Here is a 15187-nt window from a genome sequence, read left to right as displayed (position 1 = left end):
CGCTGCCGCTCACAAAAAAAAAAGACTGCGCCGGCTTGATCAGCCCGGCACAGCCCATTTCCCATTACGAGATAAACCCTTTCTCCATCGCGCGCGATTTCTCGCGAAGGACGAAATATTTCAGCTTCGCGGCTTCCAGCGTCGTCTCTTGCCCGCGCACCTTCAGCTCGAACTTTTGCAAATCGTGCCTGGACAGGACGCCTGCGTCGTAACGCACCTTCATTTTATTCAAGTCCGCCTTCACTTCGGCCGTATTCCGCGCTTCCGTCGTATAGGCCAGATAGGCGTTCTCCGCTTCCGTGTACACGGCCTCGATTTTCTTCGTCAGCTCCAGCTGCGTCTGCTCGTTCTTCATGCCCGAAATCGCCAGGTTTACGCCCAAATAGTTGCCCCCATACGTATTTTGGGTTACCGTATTGGACTGCTGCCACGCCGCTTCGTCGATATTGTTCGCGCTCATCTTCATCTGATAGGCGTTCTTCAGGATCGTTTCCGTATCCGCTCGCTGCACGGGTTCTACGGTGACGTTCGCGATGTCCTTCACTTCCAGCGAAGGATTGTACGCGATCCCGATGTCGAACGAAAGCTGCACCAGCGCCAGCTTGTAATTTTGGTTCAGCAGGGCGAGCTCGTCCTTGTGCTTGTTCAGCGCTTTGGTCGCCGTCAGCACGTCTTCGTTCGAGGCCAGCCCTTGTTCGCGGAAAAGCATCGCTTTCTTCACTTCTTTGTCCAGCACGGAAGCGTAATCCTGCATAAAGGCAAGCTGCTTCTTCAAGCCGAGCAGCTGCACGTATTGGGCGGTCGTCTGCAGCCGGATGGCTTCAACCGCCTCGTCCTTCTGCAGCAGCGCGTTGCGTTGGTCCGTGCTCAACTGGTGCGCCGTCGTCTTCAATTGCTCGCGCTGCTGCTGGATGATCTCATTCATGCCGGCGCTCATCGTACCCATGCCTTGGATAAGCTGATTGATCGCCTTATTCGTGACGGTCGTCACCGGCCCGAGCCACAGGTTGTCCGCCGGATCGACGGCTACTCCTTGCGCATTCATCCCGGCGACCATCTCCTCGGGCGTATCCGGTAAATGTCCGCCTGTGAACGAGCCGCCTACCAGCGATTCCCGCTGTGCTTTTAAATCCTGCTCCTTCGAGTTTAACGCCGCATATTTCAACAGGAGCAGCTGCAGGTTGTTCGAGTCTGTCAACGCACGTTCCAGCACCGACGGCAAGTCGATCGAAGCGACCGTCTCCAGGACCGGGGCGCTCAAGTACAGGTTTTGCTTCGGATCTTCCGTTACCGTCTCGGCATAAACGGCCGGTTGGACAGCGGCAGCAATCAAAAGTGCGGCGCAAAAGCCCGCAAATGTTCTTCGGTTCATTCTCGTTCCATCTCCCTCAATATTATAGGGTAAGCCCGCTTCCGTTTCCGGTTGCGGTTCCCGTTCCCGCAGGCTCGGCGCGAACCGCAACCGGCGCAGCCGCATCCTCCGGCGTCGTCTTGCGAAACACGGCAAAGCGCGTCAGCAGCATCGCCGCCATGAACGTCACGAGTCCCATCATCACGAGCGCCAGGCAATCGTAACCGATTGCGCTGTAATCGTTCGCCTTCACGAATACGCTGCGCACCCCGTCCAGGAAATAGGTCAGCGGCAGCAGATGCCCCAGAACCTGCAGCGCCCTCGGCATCGCTTCGAACGGCCAGGTAAAGCCGGACAGCAGGAACGAAGGCACTGCGATCAGCATCGCCGTCTGCGTCGCCCCGAGCTGATTGCCCGAGAACATGCTGATCAAATACCCGATCCCGCACACCGCGAACGTGAAGGACATCACGACCGCCAGCCCGGCGAACAAACTGCCGGCAAGCGGCGCCCCGAATAAATACGACGCGATCAGCAGCGCAATCGTCGTGTTAAACAAATTGATCAGGAAATAAGGCGCCGTCTTGGCGTACGCGATCCGCCAAGGATCGCGTTTCCATGCCGCATAACGCTGCCAGGTCCCGCCGTCTTTCTCCCGCGTGACGGTCAGCGAAATGCCGAGAAACAGCACCTGCTGCAAAATGGCTCCGACCAGACCGTACATCATAAAGTCGCTGTAATTAAACGTCGGGTTGTACAGTACCCGATAGCGAAACGGAATCGGCGACAGCACGTTCGCCACCTGTTCGTCCTGCAGGCCTTGCTGCAGCTTCATTTTTTTGGCTGACAGGCCCATGCTGAACGTGGTGATGACTTCGTTCGCGCCCTTGGTCGCGGAATTCGAGTACAGCATGTTGCTGCCGTCGACCCACGTGAGCAGCGGCAGCGTCTGGCCCTGCTTCAAGCTCGCTTCGAACCGGCTCGGAATGAACAACCCGACCTTCGCTTCCCCGGAGGCGATCGCTCGCCTGACCTCCTCCTCGGTATGCGCCTCGCGCGTCACCTGGAACGATTCGCTTTCCTCGAAAGCTTGAATGATTTGACGGCTGAGCGGGCTTTGATCTTCGTCCATGACAATCGTCGTCATCTCGGTCACCTTGTGGTGGGTATAAAGCGAGCCGAACAGCAGCGTATACATGACCGGCACGATGAAAAGAATTAAGAACAGCCGCCTGTCTTTGATAATGTGTCTCCACTCGTCGGCAATGACGCCGCCTACTTTAAGCTCCGTCACGACCGATCACCCTTCCGTTTTACCGTTCCACTGCAGCGTCATGCCGATCGCAGCCGCTTCCGGAAGCTGCGGCAGCTCAACCTTCACGCCGAACGAGCGCACGTCGGTCTCGCCCGCGGTTTGCGTCGCTTTCTTGACCGCAAAATCCGGTGCCGCCGCTATCGACTGGATCTTGCCTTCGAGTTCCTGCCCCGTCGCGATCAGCTTCAGCTTGACGCGGTCTCCGTTCTTCAGTCCGGCGAGCGACGTCTCGGTCATATAAAATCTCGCCCAATGGCCGTCTGTCGCTTGAATGGTAAAAACCGGGAAGCCCGAGCCGACCAGTTCGCCGGGCTGTGCGCCCTGCGCCAGGATCACTCCGTCGCTTGGCGCGATAAGCTCGGTGTAGCTCTGATACGCTTCCGCTTCAGCCTGCGCCGCCTTGGCCTGCTGCTCGGCGGAGCCGGCCGACTGCACAGCGCCCTGCGCCTGCTGTATGGCCGCATTCGCTGCGGCAACGTCGCCTTCGCGCACGGCTACTTGCTCGCGGCCTGCCTGGGCGAGGCCGAGCGCCGCTTTGGCCTGCTCCAGCTGCGCTTCCGCTGCGCGTATTTCCTCCTCGCGCGGCCCTTGCTGAGCGAGGTTGTACTGCTGCTGCGCCAGCTCATATTTCGTTTTCGCTTCCTGATAGCTCACGTTCACTTTATCGACGTCGGCCTGCGCCACAAGGCCTTCCGCAAGCATCGCCTGCATCCGCTTCAAGTTTTGCTCGGCGAGGGCGTACACTTCCTTGGTCGCCTGCAGTTGAATTTCGGCCTGCTTCTTCTCTTCCGGACGGGCGCCGTTACGCAGCCCGTCGACCTTCGCTTGCGCCGCCTTCACCGCCGCTTCGGCCTGGGCGATTTGCTGATCCGCCGCATCGGCCGTAGCCGTCACGCCGGCGATCGCCTGCGCCTTCTTCGCCTGAGCGGTAGCGGTTGCGCCCTGCGCCTCGGCAATCTTGCCCTGGGCGAGCGCCACGGCCGCTTTGGCCTGCGCCACCTTCGCCTCAAGCTCCGTGCTTTGCAGACGCGCCAGCACTTGGCCTTTCTTGACCGTATCCCCTTCTTTCACGAGAATCTCGGTAACGCGGCCGCCGATCTTAAAGCTGGCGCTAACCTCGTTCGATTCAATGTAAGCTGTCGGCTGCACGGCAGCTCCGGCTTGCGTGCTTCCGTTTACTTGCTTCGTAGTGAGCAGAAAGCCTCCCGTACCGATGGCCACCGCCATCACTGAATAAACCAATGGTCGAATAAAGCGCATAAATACCCCTCCGCATAAAAGATGATGAAAAAAAGCAGCCTATTTCGTGGATAGGCCGTTCATTAGATACGTTTGCAGCAGCTCCAAAATGCGTTCATCCGTGAGCGGCGGATGCTGCCGTTCCCAATCGTAAACGAGCGCCAGATACAGCTTATAGACGATAAAGGCGGTAATTTTCGGATCGCAGGGCTTCATCCCCCCGGTGCTGACCGCGCGTTCGATCAGCTGCGAAATGTAGTCGACCATTTGATTCTCGATCTGGTCGAGCGCGTTCTCCGTCACCTGACTGCCGAATTCGTTCACCTCGTGCGCCAGCTTGATGAGCAGCTCCTGTTCCTTCCTGAACATAAGCGCGGCGTAGATGGCCCCGTGGATTTTCTCAAAGACGGTGGCGCCCTGCCCGATCGCTTCCTCCGCCGTTCGTTTCATATCTTCCACCAAGACGCTGACAATCTCGTTCAGCAGTTCTTCCTTGCTTGTCACATATAAGTACAAAGTACCTTTGCCGACTCCTGCGATTTTGGCGATGTGCCCCATCGTCGTGCCTTTGTAGCCAAAAAGCGAGAACGATTTTTTCGCCGCATTCAAGATCGCCGTTTTTTTAGGATCCATTTATCCATCTCCTGTACTGACCAAAATAACAATTGGGTTCTGAGGTCATTTTCCACTATACCATCCGTATTTTTCTAATGCAACTGTTACATGCGCAGGGCGCCATGCTTTGCCCTTTTTATGATGGATAGGACCTGTCGGGAAAACGTCGTTCGATACAAATTCACACCGTTCGCAGCGTAAACATTGACTTCGCTCATTACGGATGGTAAAGTAGTTTCAGTAAATAAATTTTATACAATTTAATTTCAAGCAATCTAATATAAGGAGGTTTGCAAATCCTGAATCGCGATGAACTTTTGAAGCTCGAGAATCAGTTCTGCTTCGCTGTTTATGCGTGCGCTCGCGAAATTACGAAGCTGTACCGCCCGCACCTCGACGAACTGGGCATTACGTATACGCAATATGTAGCGCTGCTGGCGCTTTGGGAACGGGATGACATTACGGTCAAGGAGCTTGGCGCACGGCTATACCTGGATTCCGGAACGCTGACCCCGCTCTTGAAGAAGCTGGAGGCCTTGAAGCTGCTTACCCGCATACGCGACCCGCAGGACGAGAGGAACGTGCGCATCCGGCTGACGCCGCAGGGCGCCGCGCTTAAAGAGAAGGCCTACGACCTTCCCGAGAAACTATTTTGTGTCACCGGCATGACGGAAGACGAAACGACGGCGCTGCGTCTGCGTCTCACTTCCTTATTGGAGCAAGTCCATCTCAAAACAACGGAGGAATAAACCATGAGCGTATACGAATTTAAAGCCAACAACATCCGCGGAGAGCAAGTTTCTTTAGAGGCATACAAAGGAAAGGTGCTCGTTATCGTCAATACGGCCAGCAAGTGCGGACTCACCCCGCAATACAACGAGCTTCAGCAGCTGTACGAAACGTACAAAGACCGCGGCTTGAATATCCTCGGCTTTCCCTGCAATCAATTCGGCGCGCAGGAGCCCGGCTCGAATGAAGAAATCAACACGTTCTGCACGCTGAATTACGGCGTCACCTTCCCGCTGTTCGACAAAGTCGAGGTGCGCGGCGAAAATAAGCATCCGCTGTTCGCCTACTTGACGGAACAAGCTCCGTTCGAAGGAATCGACCCGCAGACCGGCGGCAAGCTGGCCTCGTTCCTGGAGCAGCAAGGGCTGCTTGAAGGCAATGAGATCAAATGGAATTTCACCAAGTTCCTGATTGACCGCAGCGGCAACGTCGTGAAACGTTTCGAACCGCCCGTTACGCCGGCTGCCTTAACAGCCGATATCGAAGCGCTGCTGTAGTCCCCCGCCCCCTCCTGTTCGCCGTGTGTGCGAGCGGGAGGTTTTTTCTTGTCTTGTCACGGTAACGCTTTCTTGTTAAGATTATTTTGTTAAGACTATATCTTGCTGCTTGCCGTCAGATATGGGACAGCGCACCTGTTACCCGTTTAACGGTTATCGGAGGTCGAAGCATGAATAAATACGAAGCCGAATTCAGCAACTTGGTCAAAGCGTACCGAAAGCGTCATATGGGCAAAGGCCCGGGCCGGATCACGACCACCTTCTGCAAGAACTGGGCCATCTGCGAGATGGAAGGCAATCTCTCCCCGGTCGAGAAATTTATCGCAAACGCGGCCGACGGGAAGCAAATGCTGCGGGAAGCCCGCACGCAATGGGTCAAGGATATTTACCGCAGTCACCCTCCAACCGAGATGGAGCAGCTGCTGGGAGCTGCATTCGTCGATTTGTTCGTCGATATCGACATCGATCAGGATTTCGGCATGTCCATCTTCGTGTTTGATCAGAACATCCAAAATAAATTCGGCGACCGATAACGTCAAACGTTGGCGCTTGGCAGCGAACCTGCTGGAGACTAACCGCTGGAGATGAAGCTTTTTCATGCGAAAAAGTAACGTCTCGGCGGTTTTTTTATTGAACTTATACCAGACCGACACTTCTAAGGAGGACGTACAATGGGAAAAACGAAACATAGCGGCCGCATAAAATTGCCTGGGAAGCCCGACCCGAAGCTTTGGGTCAGCCGAATGCCGTTCGGCTTGGGACGAATTAAGCCGCATCATATTCGCGATACGCTGAAGGTCGCCTGGGAGAACCGCGACAATTTGCCGTATGCGGCCCGCATTCTGACACAGGGCGTTTGCGACGGCTGCGCGCTCGGGGTGTCCGGGTTATACGATCAGACGCTGGAAGGCCCGCATCTGTGTACGACGCGTCTGAACGTGCTGCGGCTCAACACGATGCCGGCGATCCGCCCGGACATGCTGCACGCCGATATCGACGAGCTGCGCAAGCTGGACAGCGCGCAGCTGCGCAAGCTCGGGCGGCTTCCCTACCCGCTGATGCGCGGCAAGGGAGAGCGGCGCTTCCGCCGTGTAGGCTGGGACGAAGCGCTGCAGACGATCGCCGGTAAAATACGCGCCATCGACCCGAAGCAGCTGGCGTTTTATTTGACGGCCCGCGGCATCACGAACGAGTCTTATTACGCCGCCGCCAAGGTTGCCCGTTTCATCGGCACGAACAACATCGACAACGCCTCGCGCATCTGTCACTCGCCGTCCAAGACGGCCTTGAAGCGCTCGGTCGGAATCGGAGCTTCCAGCTGCACCTATAAAGATTGGATCGGCACCGACGTGCTTGTCTTCTGGGGCAGCGTCGCCGCGAACAACCAGCCCGTCTCCACCAAATATATGTACGCCGCGAAGCGCAAGGGCACGAAAATCATCGTGATCAACCCGTATCGCGAGCCGGCGATGGACGGTTACTGGATCCCGTCGATTCCGGAATCGGCGCTGTTCGGGACGAAGCTCGCCGACGATTTCTACCAGGTGCATATCGGCGGCGACATCGCCTTCATGCACGGCGTCATGAAGAGCTGGTTCGAGATGGAGACGGAAGCTCCCGGATCGGCCGTCAATCACGCCTTCATCAAGGCGCATGTAAACGGATACGAAGAGTTGAAGGCGCACGTGCTTCAGCAGGATTGGCAGGAACTGGAACGCTCCTCCGGTTTGAGCCAGGCGCGCATGCGGGAATTTGCCGAGCTGCTGGCGGAAGCCAAATCGGCCGTCTTCGTCTGGAGCATGGGGCTGACCCAGCACCGCTTCGGCACGGATAACATTTCGCAGGTCGCCAATTTGGCGCTGCTGCGAGGGTTTCTCGGCCGTGAGCATTGCGGCCTGATGCCGATTCGCGGGCATAGCGGCGTGCAGGGCTCGGGCGAAATGGGCGCCGATCCGTTCAGCCTGCCGGGCGGCGAGTTCAAGGGCGACGACATCGCGCGGATCGAGCGCGAGTGGGGCTTCGAGCTGCCGAAGTGGCAGGGCGACATCGTCGGCGTCTCACTCGAGAATGCGCTGCTCCCGGACGATCATGAGCGGAAGCTGAAGGTGTTCTACACGTCCGGCGGCAACTTCCTCGAGACGATGCCCGAGCCGGACTTCGTCCGCTCCTGCCTGGAGCAGGTCGACATCCGCGTCCATCAAGACATCGTGCTCAACACCTCGACCCTGGTCGACGCCCGGGAAGCCGTGATCGTCTTGCCGGCGATGACCCGTTATGAACAGCCGGGCGGCGGCACGTCCACTTCCACCGAGCGGATGGTCTACTTTTCGCCGGAAATCGAAGGTCCGCGCATGCCGGAAGCGCGCGCGGAGTGGAGCATCTACGCGGAGCTTGCGGCGCTCGTGCGGCCGGATTCCGCCTCTGTGCTCGGCTTGACGGATGCGGCGGGCATCCGCCAGGAAATCGCCAGAGCCGCTCCCAATTACGACGGCATCCAGCATCTGCACGCGAAGGGCGACGTGTTCCAATGGGGCAATGCGTGGCTGTGCGAGGACGGAATTTGCCCGACGCCGGATGGACGCGGCAGACTGATCCCGGTAGAACTGCCGGAGCGGCGCAAGCCGGAGGGGCATTTCTACGCGACGACGCGGCGCGGCAAGCAATTTAATTCCATGATTTACGGCAGCCACGACCCGTTTAATGCTGCGGACCGTTACGACGTGCTGCTGCATGCGACCGATGCGGCGAAGCTGGGGATTGCAGACGGGGATGCCCTTGTCGTTTACAACCAGTTCGGCACATTCCACGGCCGGGCGAAAACTGCGGAGGTGGCCCCCGGCAATGTGGAGCTGTATTGGCCGGAAGGCAACATGCTGTTTCCCAAAGGCGTGTATGAGGCTTTCGCCGGCATCCCCGAATACAATACCGCCGTCGTGGTGGAAAAAGCGGAAACGTATCATGCTTTGAAAGATACGCGTTACGTTGAGAAACGAGTCGCCGAGCTCGAAATGGAAACGCTCGGCTGAAGCGATCGGAGGGCGAGTCCATGACACGAAAGCTGACGACCCATTGGCATATGATGAAATTCAGCGGTCAAGGCGCAATCGAGCAAGAAGACGAGATTGCCGAGGAGTTCCCGCTAACCTTGTATGTGGACGGCGAAGAATTCGCGACGATCGTCTGCTCGCCGACCGAGCTGACTGATCTGGTCGTCGGTTTTCTGGCGTCGGAGGGCGTTATTCGGCAAGCCGACGAGTTGAAGACGATGTCCGTCGACGAGGACCGCGGCATCGCTTACGCCGAATTGATACGCCCCCAATCCGTCGGCAAGGAATATTACGCCAAGCGGTTTATCGGTTCCTGCTGCGGCAAAAGCCGTCAGTTTTATTTTCAAAACGATGTGCGGACCGCAAAAACATCGGTCTCGCAAATTCGTATTAAGCCCGAGCAGGTTTACAGCTTGATGGAGACGCTCCAGCGAAGCTCGGTTGACTTTCGCAATACGGGGGGCCTGCACAACGCGGCCCTCTGCTCGGTCACCGATGTGCTCGCGACGCGCGCGGATATCGGGCGGCACAACGCGCTCGACAAGCTGTTCGGGCACTGCTTGCGCAACCGGTGGCGGACGAGCGATAAAATTATCGCGTTCAGCGGACGCTTATCGTCCGAAGTCGTGCTGAAGGCGGCGAAAATCGGGGTCGGCGTGATGCTCTCCAAGTCGGCGCCGACCGATCTGGCGCTCTCCTTGGCGGACGACCTCGGCATTACGTGCGTCGGCTTCATCCGCGGCTCGTCCATGAACGTTTACACGCATCGGGAGCGTATCGCTTCGCCGGACGTCGAGGTTTAAATATTAATAGTTTAGGTTGTTATTTTAATGGCAAGCTGCCCTTCCACCCGCTATGATGTAGGATGGACGAGACTAGACGGAGGGGACCTATTGTGACTTTCGCATGCAAAGCTTATGAGGATACTTATCAAGGCGAGAAGGCGGTATGGCTGCAGGCGGGCCGTTACGAAGCGGCTGTTCTGCCCGAAATCGGCGCCAATCTTATCGCATTCCGCGATACGGAGGCCGGCTACCGCTTTTTGCACGAACCTGCGCTTGAGGAGATGGAGAGCTTCAAAGCGCGTCCGGTGATTCACGGCATGCCGGTGCTTTTCCCGCCGAACCGGATCGAGGACGGCAAGTTCCCCTGGAACGGCGCCACCTATCAATTCCCGGTGAACGAAGCGGCGCGAGGCAACCATTTGCACGGCTTCTTGTTCAATATTCCCTGGGTCGTGGAAACGTACGGTACGACTTCGAACAGCAGCTACGTGACGCTCACGCAGAAGGTTGACGCCGCCCATCCGGTATACCGTTATTGGCCGCACGCCTTTACGTTCCGGCTCACCTATACGCTGACGGAAGACGGATTGGGCCAGCACGTGCTCGTGCGCAACGACGGCACGGAACTTATGCCCTGCCTGCTCGCCTTCCATACAGCGGTCAATGCGCCATTCGCTCCGGGCAGCACCGCAGCCGACTGCCGCTTTACAATGACGATCGGCCGGCGTCGCGAGATGAGCGAACGGATGCTGCCGACGGGCAGATTCCAGACGCTGAAGCCGGAAGAAGAAGCGATCAAATCGGGCGGCATTTCGCCGTTCTTCGAGCCGATGGATAACCATTACACGGCGGAGCCGCAGAACGGCCGCAACCGGATGGAACTGACCGACTCCCGGCTTGGAGTCAAGCTCGTCTATGACGCAGGCACGTCTTACAAGCATTGGATGATCTGGAACAACAATGCAACCGAAGGCTTCTTCTGCCCCGAGCCGCAAACGAATCTTGTCAACGCTCCGAACGTCGATTTGCCGGCCGAGGAGATCGGTTTGTTCTCGCTCGCGCAAGGCGAAATCTGGGAAGCGACGAGCCGCTTGTACTGCATCCGGGCTTAGCCTGAACATCGCATCGCCAAACCGTTCGTTCCCCCTGGACCGGACGGTTTTGTCATGCATCGAAGATGAAAAGAACCTTCATCCCCACTTTGCAAGTGGTGTTGAAGGTTCTTCTTTGCTTGGTTTCGAATTTGTCCCATTAAGATGATTGCATTGGGTGTTACCCTTTAGGGATAGCCTCTTCGCTAGTCAGCCTGACGGTAATGCCGAACGGATCGCGGGCGAACCAAGCTTTCCCGTCCTGCTCCAGCGCGATCCCGGCTTGACGCAGCCGGGCGGTCGTCCGCTCCAGCTCTTCGGGCGTCGGCGCGACCAGCGTATAATAAGCGAGCCCCGCCGCATCGTCCGCAGCAGCCGGTGCGCCAACGCCGGCCCAGGTGTTCAGCCCGACGTGATGATGGTACCCGCCGGCCGAGACGAACATCGCCGAATCCCGTGACGCCATCAGGTCGAAGCCTAACGTCTCGATATAAAACCGCCGTGCTTCAAGCAGGTCGGATACGTGAAAATGAATATGCCCGATACTAGTTCCCGCGGGCAGCCCTTCCCACGGCGAATCCCCCGCCTCCTCCAGCAATCCGTCCAAGTCGAGCGGATCGGTCGTTATCACATAACGGCCGCTCTCGTCGCGCCGCCAGGTTTCACGGGGCCGGTCGGCATAAATTTCAATGCCGTTGTTGTCCGGATCTTGAATGTACAACGCCTCGCTGACCAAGTGATCGCTATGTCCGACATGAATGCCGCACGTCAGCAAGTGGCGCAGCGACAGACCGAGCGCCCCGCGATTCGGCACCAACAGCGCAAAGTGATACAACCCCGCGGTCGTTCGGCGCGGCATGACGATAGCGTTCGGCAGCTCATGCAGAACGACCAGCGGCGACTCGTCCCCGCCGACCGTCAACACAGCCCTCCCGGACGCGCGGTGCAGCTCGCGCAGCCCGACAACCTCGCCATAAAAGCGCACCGACCGATCCAGCTCGCTCACTTTCAAGTGGACCGGTCCAAGCCTTGTCTTCTCGTGGAGATGATTTGCCTGCATATGCTTTGTTCCCCTCTCTTCATTCATTCGGTTACGGTCATCCTCCGCTTCGCTCAAGGGATGACCGCTTCGCGAACGTCTTCTTTCAAATGGCCCTGCTGACCCGGGCGCCAAGTTCGTTCTGCGCGGGCTGACCGCCATGAAAAATAACGGCGGCTGCGCCCATCTGCTTCATTCATCTTAACTCTCATTATACTCCAAATATTCCAAATGTGAAAAATTAAACAAAATTCCCTAGCAGGATAACTGTCACTTTTTGTCGAAGTAATTGGAAACATGGCATGAAAATGGAGAAAATAAACAGGCGGAAGGTGTTTTTAGCGAAATGGAAAAATCAACAGTTATCGGTATTGTTCTTGGCTTTGTGGCAGTCATTGTGGGGATGATTCTGAAGGGAGCAAGTCCCGTTGCCCTCGTCAACCCGGCTGCTCTTATGATCATTTTCGTAGGAACGGCGGCCTCTCTCTTTATCGGCTTTTCTTTAGAAGAACTGAAAGGCTTCCCCAAACTGATAAAGATTGCCTTCACCGAGCAAAAAACAATTCCGAAAATGGATCTGATCAACCTGTTCACGGACTGGGTGTCCATCACCCGCCGCGAAGGGCTCCTCGCGATGGAGAGCAAGGTGGAGGAAATTCAAGACCCGTTCTTGCGCAACGGTATGCGCATGATCATTGACGGCAACGATCAAGACTTTGTGCACGACGTCTTGATGGAAGATATTCAAGCGATGCAGGAGCGGCACCGTTCAGGCGCGCAAATTTTTACCCAAGCCGGCACATACGCGCCTACGCTCGGGGTACTCGGGGCCGTTATCGGCCTGATCGCGGCGCTCAGCAATTTGAACGATGTCGAGAGTCTCGGCCACTTGATCTCTGCGGCTTTCGTCGCAACGCTGCTCGGGATTTTCTCGGGTTACGTCCTCTGGCATCCGATTGCCAACAAATTGAAGCAAAAGTCGAAGAAAGAAGTGGAAATCCGGCTGATGATGGTCGAAGGACTGCTCTCCATCCAGTCGGGTATTTCGTCGACGGCCGTGAAGCAGAAGCTGATGATTTTCATACCGACTTCTCAGCGCGACGAGAAAAACGAGAGCAAGGCGGGAGACAGGGATGAGTAAAAAAAAGCACCGCGAGCATCATGAGGAGCATATCGACGAAACATGGCTCATCCCTTATGCCGATCTGTTAACCCTGCTGCTCGCGCTCTTTATTATTTTGTTCGCCTCCAGTCAGGTGGACTCCAAAAAGTACGACAGTATCATGCGTTCTCTGAACTCTGCCTTCACTGGCGGTACCGGCACCTTTGACGTGTCCAATATGATTCCACTTCAGGTGGCGCCGAACGTTGATAAGAGCAAGTACGAGGATCCGTCGAACCCGGCAACGGCCCAGCAGCAACAGCAAGAACAGCAGGCGAAGCAGTTTCAGAAGGAACAGCACGATTTGGAGCAGCTCAAGGAAAGGCTCGATCAATACATAGCGGACAACCAGTTGTCTGCGGAGCTCGACACCCAATTGACCGACGATTTGCTGATGATTACCATTCGAGACAACGCCTTGTTCTCCTCCGGCTCCGCTACGGTAAAACCGGAAGCTACACGGCTTGCCGGCTTCATCTCCGAGATGCTGGCGCAATACCCGAATTACCGGGTCGAAGTGGCAGGTCATACGGATAATGTCCCGATCGGCAGCGCCGCATTCGAAACGAACTGGGATTTGAGCTCGAAGCGGGCACTTAATTTTATGAAAATATTGCTCGAGAACGATCAAATCGGCCCCGCCCGCTTCCGTTCCATCGGGTACGGCGAGTACCATCCAATCGACACGAACGACACGGAGGAAGGACGGTCCAAGAACCGCCGGGTGGAAGTGAGCATTTTGCGCAGCATGAAAACCCCGCAATTTGAGGAAGTGCCGAAATAAACGCAGCGCCTGCCAAAAAAAGCAAGCGGCGGAACAAATTCCGTCATTTGCTTTTTTAGTTGCTTCCGTTAATCTAAAGAAATGACGCGACTTCCGGAAGAGCCCGTTAACCGCTCCGGCGGGAACACTTGACGAACCGGCGAGATGATCAGCGTCGCCACGGCCGCTTTGATCGCATCGCCCAGCAAATACGGGTAACATCCGGCGATCATGGCTTTCTCGAACGATAACCCGGTGACGTGAGCAAGCCAAGGTACGCCGGTCACATACAGCAGCAGGGAGCCGAATACTTCCAGAACGAGGAACGCGGCTGCATAACCTAGCGCTCCTCTCATGCGAATGCGTGGCAGCAGCAAGCCGATCAACAGCGCAGCGAATGGCCACATGATGACGTAGCCGCCGGTCGGGCCAAACAATACGGGCAAGCCTCCCGTACCGTGCAGCAGCGGAAATCCGATAGCGGTCAGGACGACGACGAGCGCCATGCTGAGAAAGCCGTACCACGCGCCCAGCAAGCCTCCGGCGAGCATGACGGCGAGCGTTTGCAGCGTAATGGGGACCGGGGTGAAGCCCAGCGGGATGCTCACATAACCGAACAGCACCAATAAAGCGGCAAGGAGCGCACTAAATACGATTCCACGAAGCGATAATTTCATGATTGAACGACCCTCTCATTTTTGATATGGTTATATCGTTAACCTATATTAACACAATGTGGTTAACAATTCGAGAGTGCCTACAACATTTTTTTTATACGGAAAGGTCGTTTATTATGTCTGTTTTCTCCCCTCTGATTTCTATACATGACGCCTCCGTTCACTTCGCTTCCGAATCGGAGGGCGTGCGCAAGGCATTAAACGGCTTCTCGCTGGACATCCGCCCCGGCGAATGGATCGCCGTCACCGGCTCCAACGGCAGCGGCAAAAGCACCTTGGCCGGCATACTGCTCGGCAGCTGCCCGTTGTCCCAAGGCCGCGTCATCCCGAGCGGCCGCGTCGTCGTACGCGGCGTGATGCAGCATCCGGATGCGCAGGTGCTTGGCGACACGATCGAGGAAGAGTTTCACTTCGTCCTCGGCGCCATCGGACTGCCGGCGGACGAATTCGAACGGCGGCAGCACGAAGCGCTGCGGCGCGTCAGGCTGCCGCTGCCCGCTTCCACGCCGATCGGGGAATTGTCGGGGGGTCAGAAGCAGCTGCTGAACATCGCCCTGGCGCTCGCCGTTCGTCCGGATGTGCTTGTACTGGACGAACCGACGGCCATGCTCGATCCGGACGCCCGCGGGCAGGTGCTGGAAGCGGTGCGCGAGGCGCACCGGGACGGCGCCGCGGTCGTCTGGATCACACACCGGCTGGAGGAAGCCGCGGCAAGCGAGCGCGTCATCGCTTTGAACGAAGGCGCCCTCGCGTTCGACGGCTCGCCGCGCTTGTTTTTGTACGGCGCGGAGCGGCCGGAATCGCTCGAACGGCAGCC

General features: G+C 57.1%; 15 protein-coding genes. 9 read left to right on the top strand and 6 right to left on the bottom strand.

The genetic code is table 11. From position 1 onward, the window contains the following. Positions 1–64 precede the first annotated feature (64 nt). From FKP33_RS18650 to FKP33_RS18635, 4 genes are read right to left on the bottom strand one after another with little or no spacing between them, the layout of a single operon-like run. Positions 65–1372 (bottom strand): TolC family protein, encoded by a 1308-nt coding sequence (locus FKP33_RS18650; RefSeq protein WP_054796734.1) that lies wholly within the window; start codon positions 1370–1372, stop codon positions 65–67. Between the two features lie 22 nt (positions 1373–1394). Continuing rightward, a complete protein-coding gene (locus FKP33_RS18645) occupies positions 1395–2645 on the bottom strand; it encodes an ABC transporter permease (RefSeq protein ID WP_127606966.1) in 1251 nt (416 codons plus the stop codon). 6 nt (positions 2646–2651) lie between these two features. Further along, positions 2652–3926 (bottom strand): HlyD family secretion protein, encoded by a 1275-nt coding sequence (locus FKP33_RS18640; protein ID WP_054796735.1) that lies wholly within the window; start codon positions 3924–3926, stop codon positions 2652–2654. 39 nt (positions 3927–3965) lie between these two features. Beyond that, positions 3966–4538: a TetR/AcrR family transcriptional regulator gene (locus FKP33_RS18635; RefSeq protein WP_141336039.1), complete on the bottom strand. Its 573-nt coding sequence runs from the start codon at positions 4536–4538 to the stop codon at positions 3966–3968. 281 nt (positions 4539–4819) lie between these two features. On the opposite strand from FKP33_RS18635, the gene FKP33_RS18630 reads away from it, so the two are divergent. The 6 genes from FKP33_RS18630 (at position 4820) to FKP33_RS18605 (ending at position 10750) form a co-directional block, all read left to right on the top strand. Beyond that, positions 4820–5269, top strand: a complete 450-nt coding sequence (locus FKP33_RS18630) for a MarR family winged helix-turn-helix transcriptional regulator (RefSeq protein WP_054796747.1) — start codon at positions 4820–4822, stop codon at positions 5267–5269. Positions 5270–5272: 3 nt separating this feature from the next. Further along, entirely contained in the window at positions 5273–5806 is a 534-nt protein-coding gene (locus FKP33_RS18625; protein WP_141336038.1) for a glutathione peroxidase, read from the top strand. Positions 5807–5976: 170 nt separating this feature from the next. Continuing rightward, a complete protein-coding gene (locus FKP33_RS18620; protein ID WP_054796737.1) occupies positions 5977–6339 on the top strand; it encodes a Na-translocating system protein MpsC family protein in 363 nt (120 codons plus the stop codon). 138 nt (positions 6340–6477) lie between these two features. Beyond that, positions 6478–8832 (top strand): FdhF/YdeP family oxidoreductase, encoded by a 2355-nt coding sequence (locus FKP33_RS18615; RefSeq protein WP_141336037.1) that lies wholly within the window; start codon positions 6478–6480, stop codon positions 8830–8832. Positions 8833–8852: 20 nt separating this feature from the next. Continuing rightward, positions 8853–9656: a formate dehydrogenase accessory sulfurtransferase FdhD gene (fdhD, locus tag FKP33_RS18610; RefSeq protein ID WP_141336036.1), complete on the top strand. Its 804-nt coding sequence runs from the start codon at positions 8853–8855 to the stop codon at positions 9654–9656. Positions 9657–9748: 92 nt separating this feature from the next. Next, positions 9749–10750 (top strand): aldose 1-epimerase, encoded by a 1002-nt coding sequence (locus FKP33_RS18605; protein WP_127606976.1) that lies wholly within the window; start codon positions 9749–9751, stop codon positions 10748–10750. Between the two features lie 160 nt (positions 10751–10910). On the opposite strand, the gene FKP33_RS18600 is transcribed toward FKP33_RS18605, so the two are convergent. Continuing rightward, positions 10911–11789 carry a VOC family protein gene (locus tag FKP33_RS18600; RefSeq protein WP_141336035.1) on the bottom strand — a complete coding sequence of 293 codons (879 nt, stop codon included), beginning with the start codon at positions 11787–11789 and terminating at the stop codon, positions 10911–10913. A gap of 325 nt (positions 11790–12114) precedes the next feature. Here FKP33_RS18600 and motA point away from each other — a divergent pair, with 325 nt between their 5' ends. Together motA and motB are read left to right on the top strand one after the other, a co-directional pair. Then, positions 12115–12909 carry a flagellar motor stator protein MotA gene (gene motA / locus FKP33_RS18595; RefSeq protein WP_127606980.1) on the top strand — a complete coding sequence of 265 codons (795 nt, stop codon included), beginning with the start codon at positions 12115–12117 and terminating at the stop codon, positions 12907–12909. After that, positions 12902–13714: a flagellar motor protein MotB gene (motB, locus tag FKP33_RS18590; protein WP_141336034.1), complete on the top strand. Its 813-nt coding sequence runs from the start codon at positions 12902–12904 to the stop codon at positions 13712–13714. Before motA ends, motB begins: the two co-directional genes overlap by 8 nt. A 68-nt stretch (positions 13715–13782) precedes the next feature. Here the strand turns inward: motB and FKP33_RS18585 are convergent, their stop codons facing one another. Next, entirely contained in the window at positions 13783–14370 is a 588-nt protein-coding gene (locus FKP33_RS18585; protein WP_054800392.1) for a biotin transporter BioY, read from the bottom strand. Positions 14371–14555: 185 nt separating this feature from the next. Here FKP33_RS18585 and FKP33_RS18580 point away from each other — a divergent pair. Continuing rightward, on the top strand, positions 14556–15187 hold a 632-nt coding region (locus tag FKP33_RS18580), incomplete at its 3' end, for an energy-coupling factor ABC transporter ATP-binding protein (protein WP_181410206.1).

The sequence above is a fragment of the Paenibacillus sp. tmac-D7 genome, from assembly GCF_006519665.1.
GTDB lineage: Bacteria > Bacillota > Bacilli > Paenibacillales > NBRC-103111 > Paenibacillus_G > Paenibacillus_G validus.
The sequence above is the reverse complement of the archived record's forward strand: the minus strand, read 5'-3'. Positions and strand labels throughout refer to the sequence as shown.

Coding starts and splice junctions, on each gene's coding strand:
- FKP33_RS18650 (WP_054796734.1), bottom strand. CDS start 1,372: ATGAACCGAAGAACATTTGCGGGCTTTTGCGCCGCACTTTTGATTGCT.
- FKP33_RS18640 (WP_054796735.1), bottom strand. CDS start 3,926: ATGCGCTTTATTCGACCATTGGTTTATTCAGTGATGGCGGTGGCCATC.
- FKP33_RS18635 (WP_141336039.1), bottom strand. CDS start 4,538: ATGGATCCTAAAAAAACGGCGATCTTGAATGCGGCGAAAAAATCGTTC.
- FKP33_RS18625 (WP_141336038.1), top strand. CDS start 5,273: ATGAGCGTATACGAATTTAAAGCCAACAACATCCGCGGAGAGCAAGTT.
- FKP33_RS18620 (WP_054796737.1), top strand. CDS start 5,977: ATGAATAAATACGAAGCCGAATTCAGCAACTTGGTCAAAGCGTACCGA.
- FKP33_RS18615 (WP_141336037.1), top strand. CDS start 6,478: ATGGGAAAAACGAAACATAGCGGCCGCATAAAATTGCCTGGGAAGCCC.
- fdhD (WP_141336036.1), top strand. CDS start 8,853: ATGACACGAAAGCTGACGACCCATTGGCATATGATGAAATTCAGCGGT.
- FKP33_RS18600 (WP_141336035.1), bottom strand. CDS start 11,789: ATGCAGGCAAATCATCTCCACGAGAAGACAAGGCTTGGACCGGTCCAC.
- motA (WP_127606980.1), top strand. CDS start 12,115: ATGGAAAAATCAACAGTTATCGGTATTGTTCTTGGCTTTGTGGCAGTC.
- motB (WP_141336034.1), top strand. CDS start 12,902: ATGAGTAAAAAAAAGCACCGCGAGCATCATGAGGAGCATATCGACGAA.
- FKP33_RS18585 (WP_054800392.1), bottom strand. CDS start 14,370: ATGAAATTATCGCTTCGTGGAATCGTATTTAGTGCGCTCCTTGCCGCT.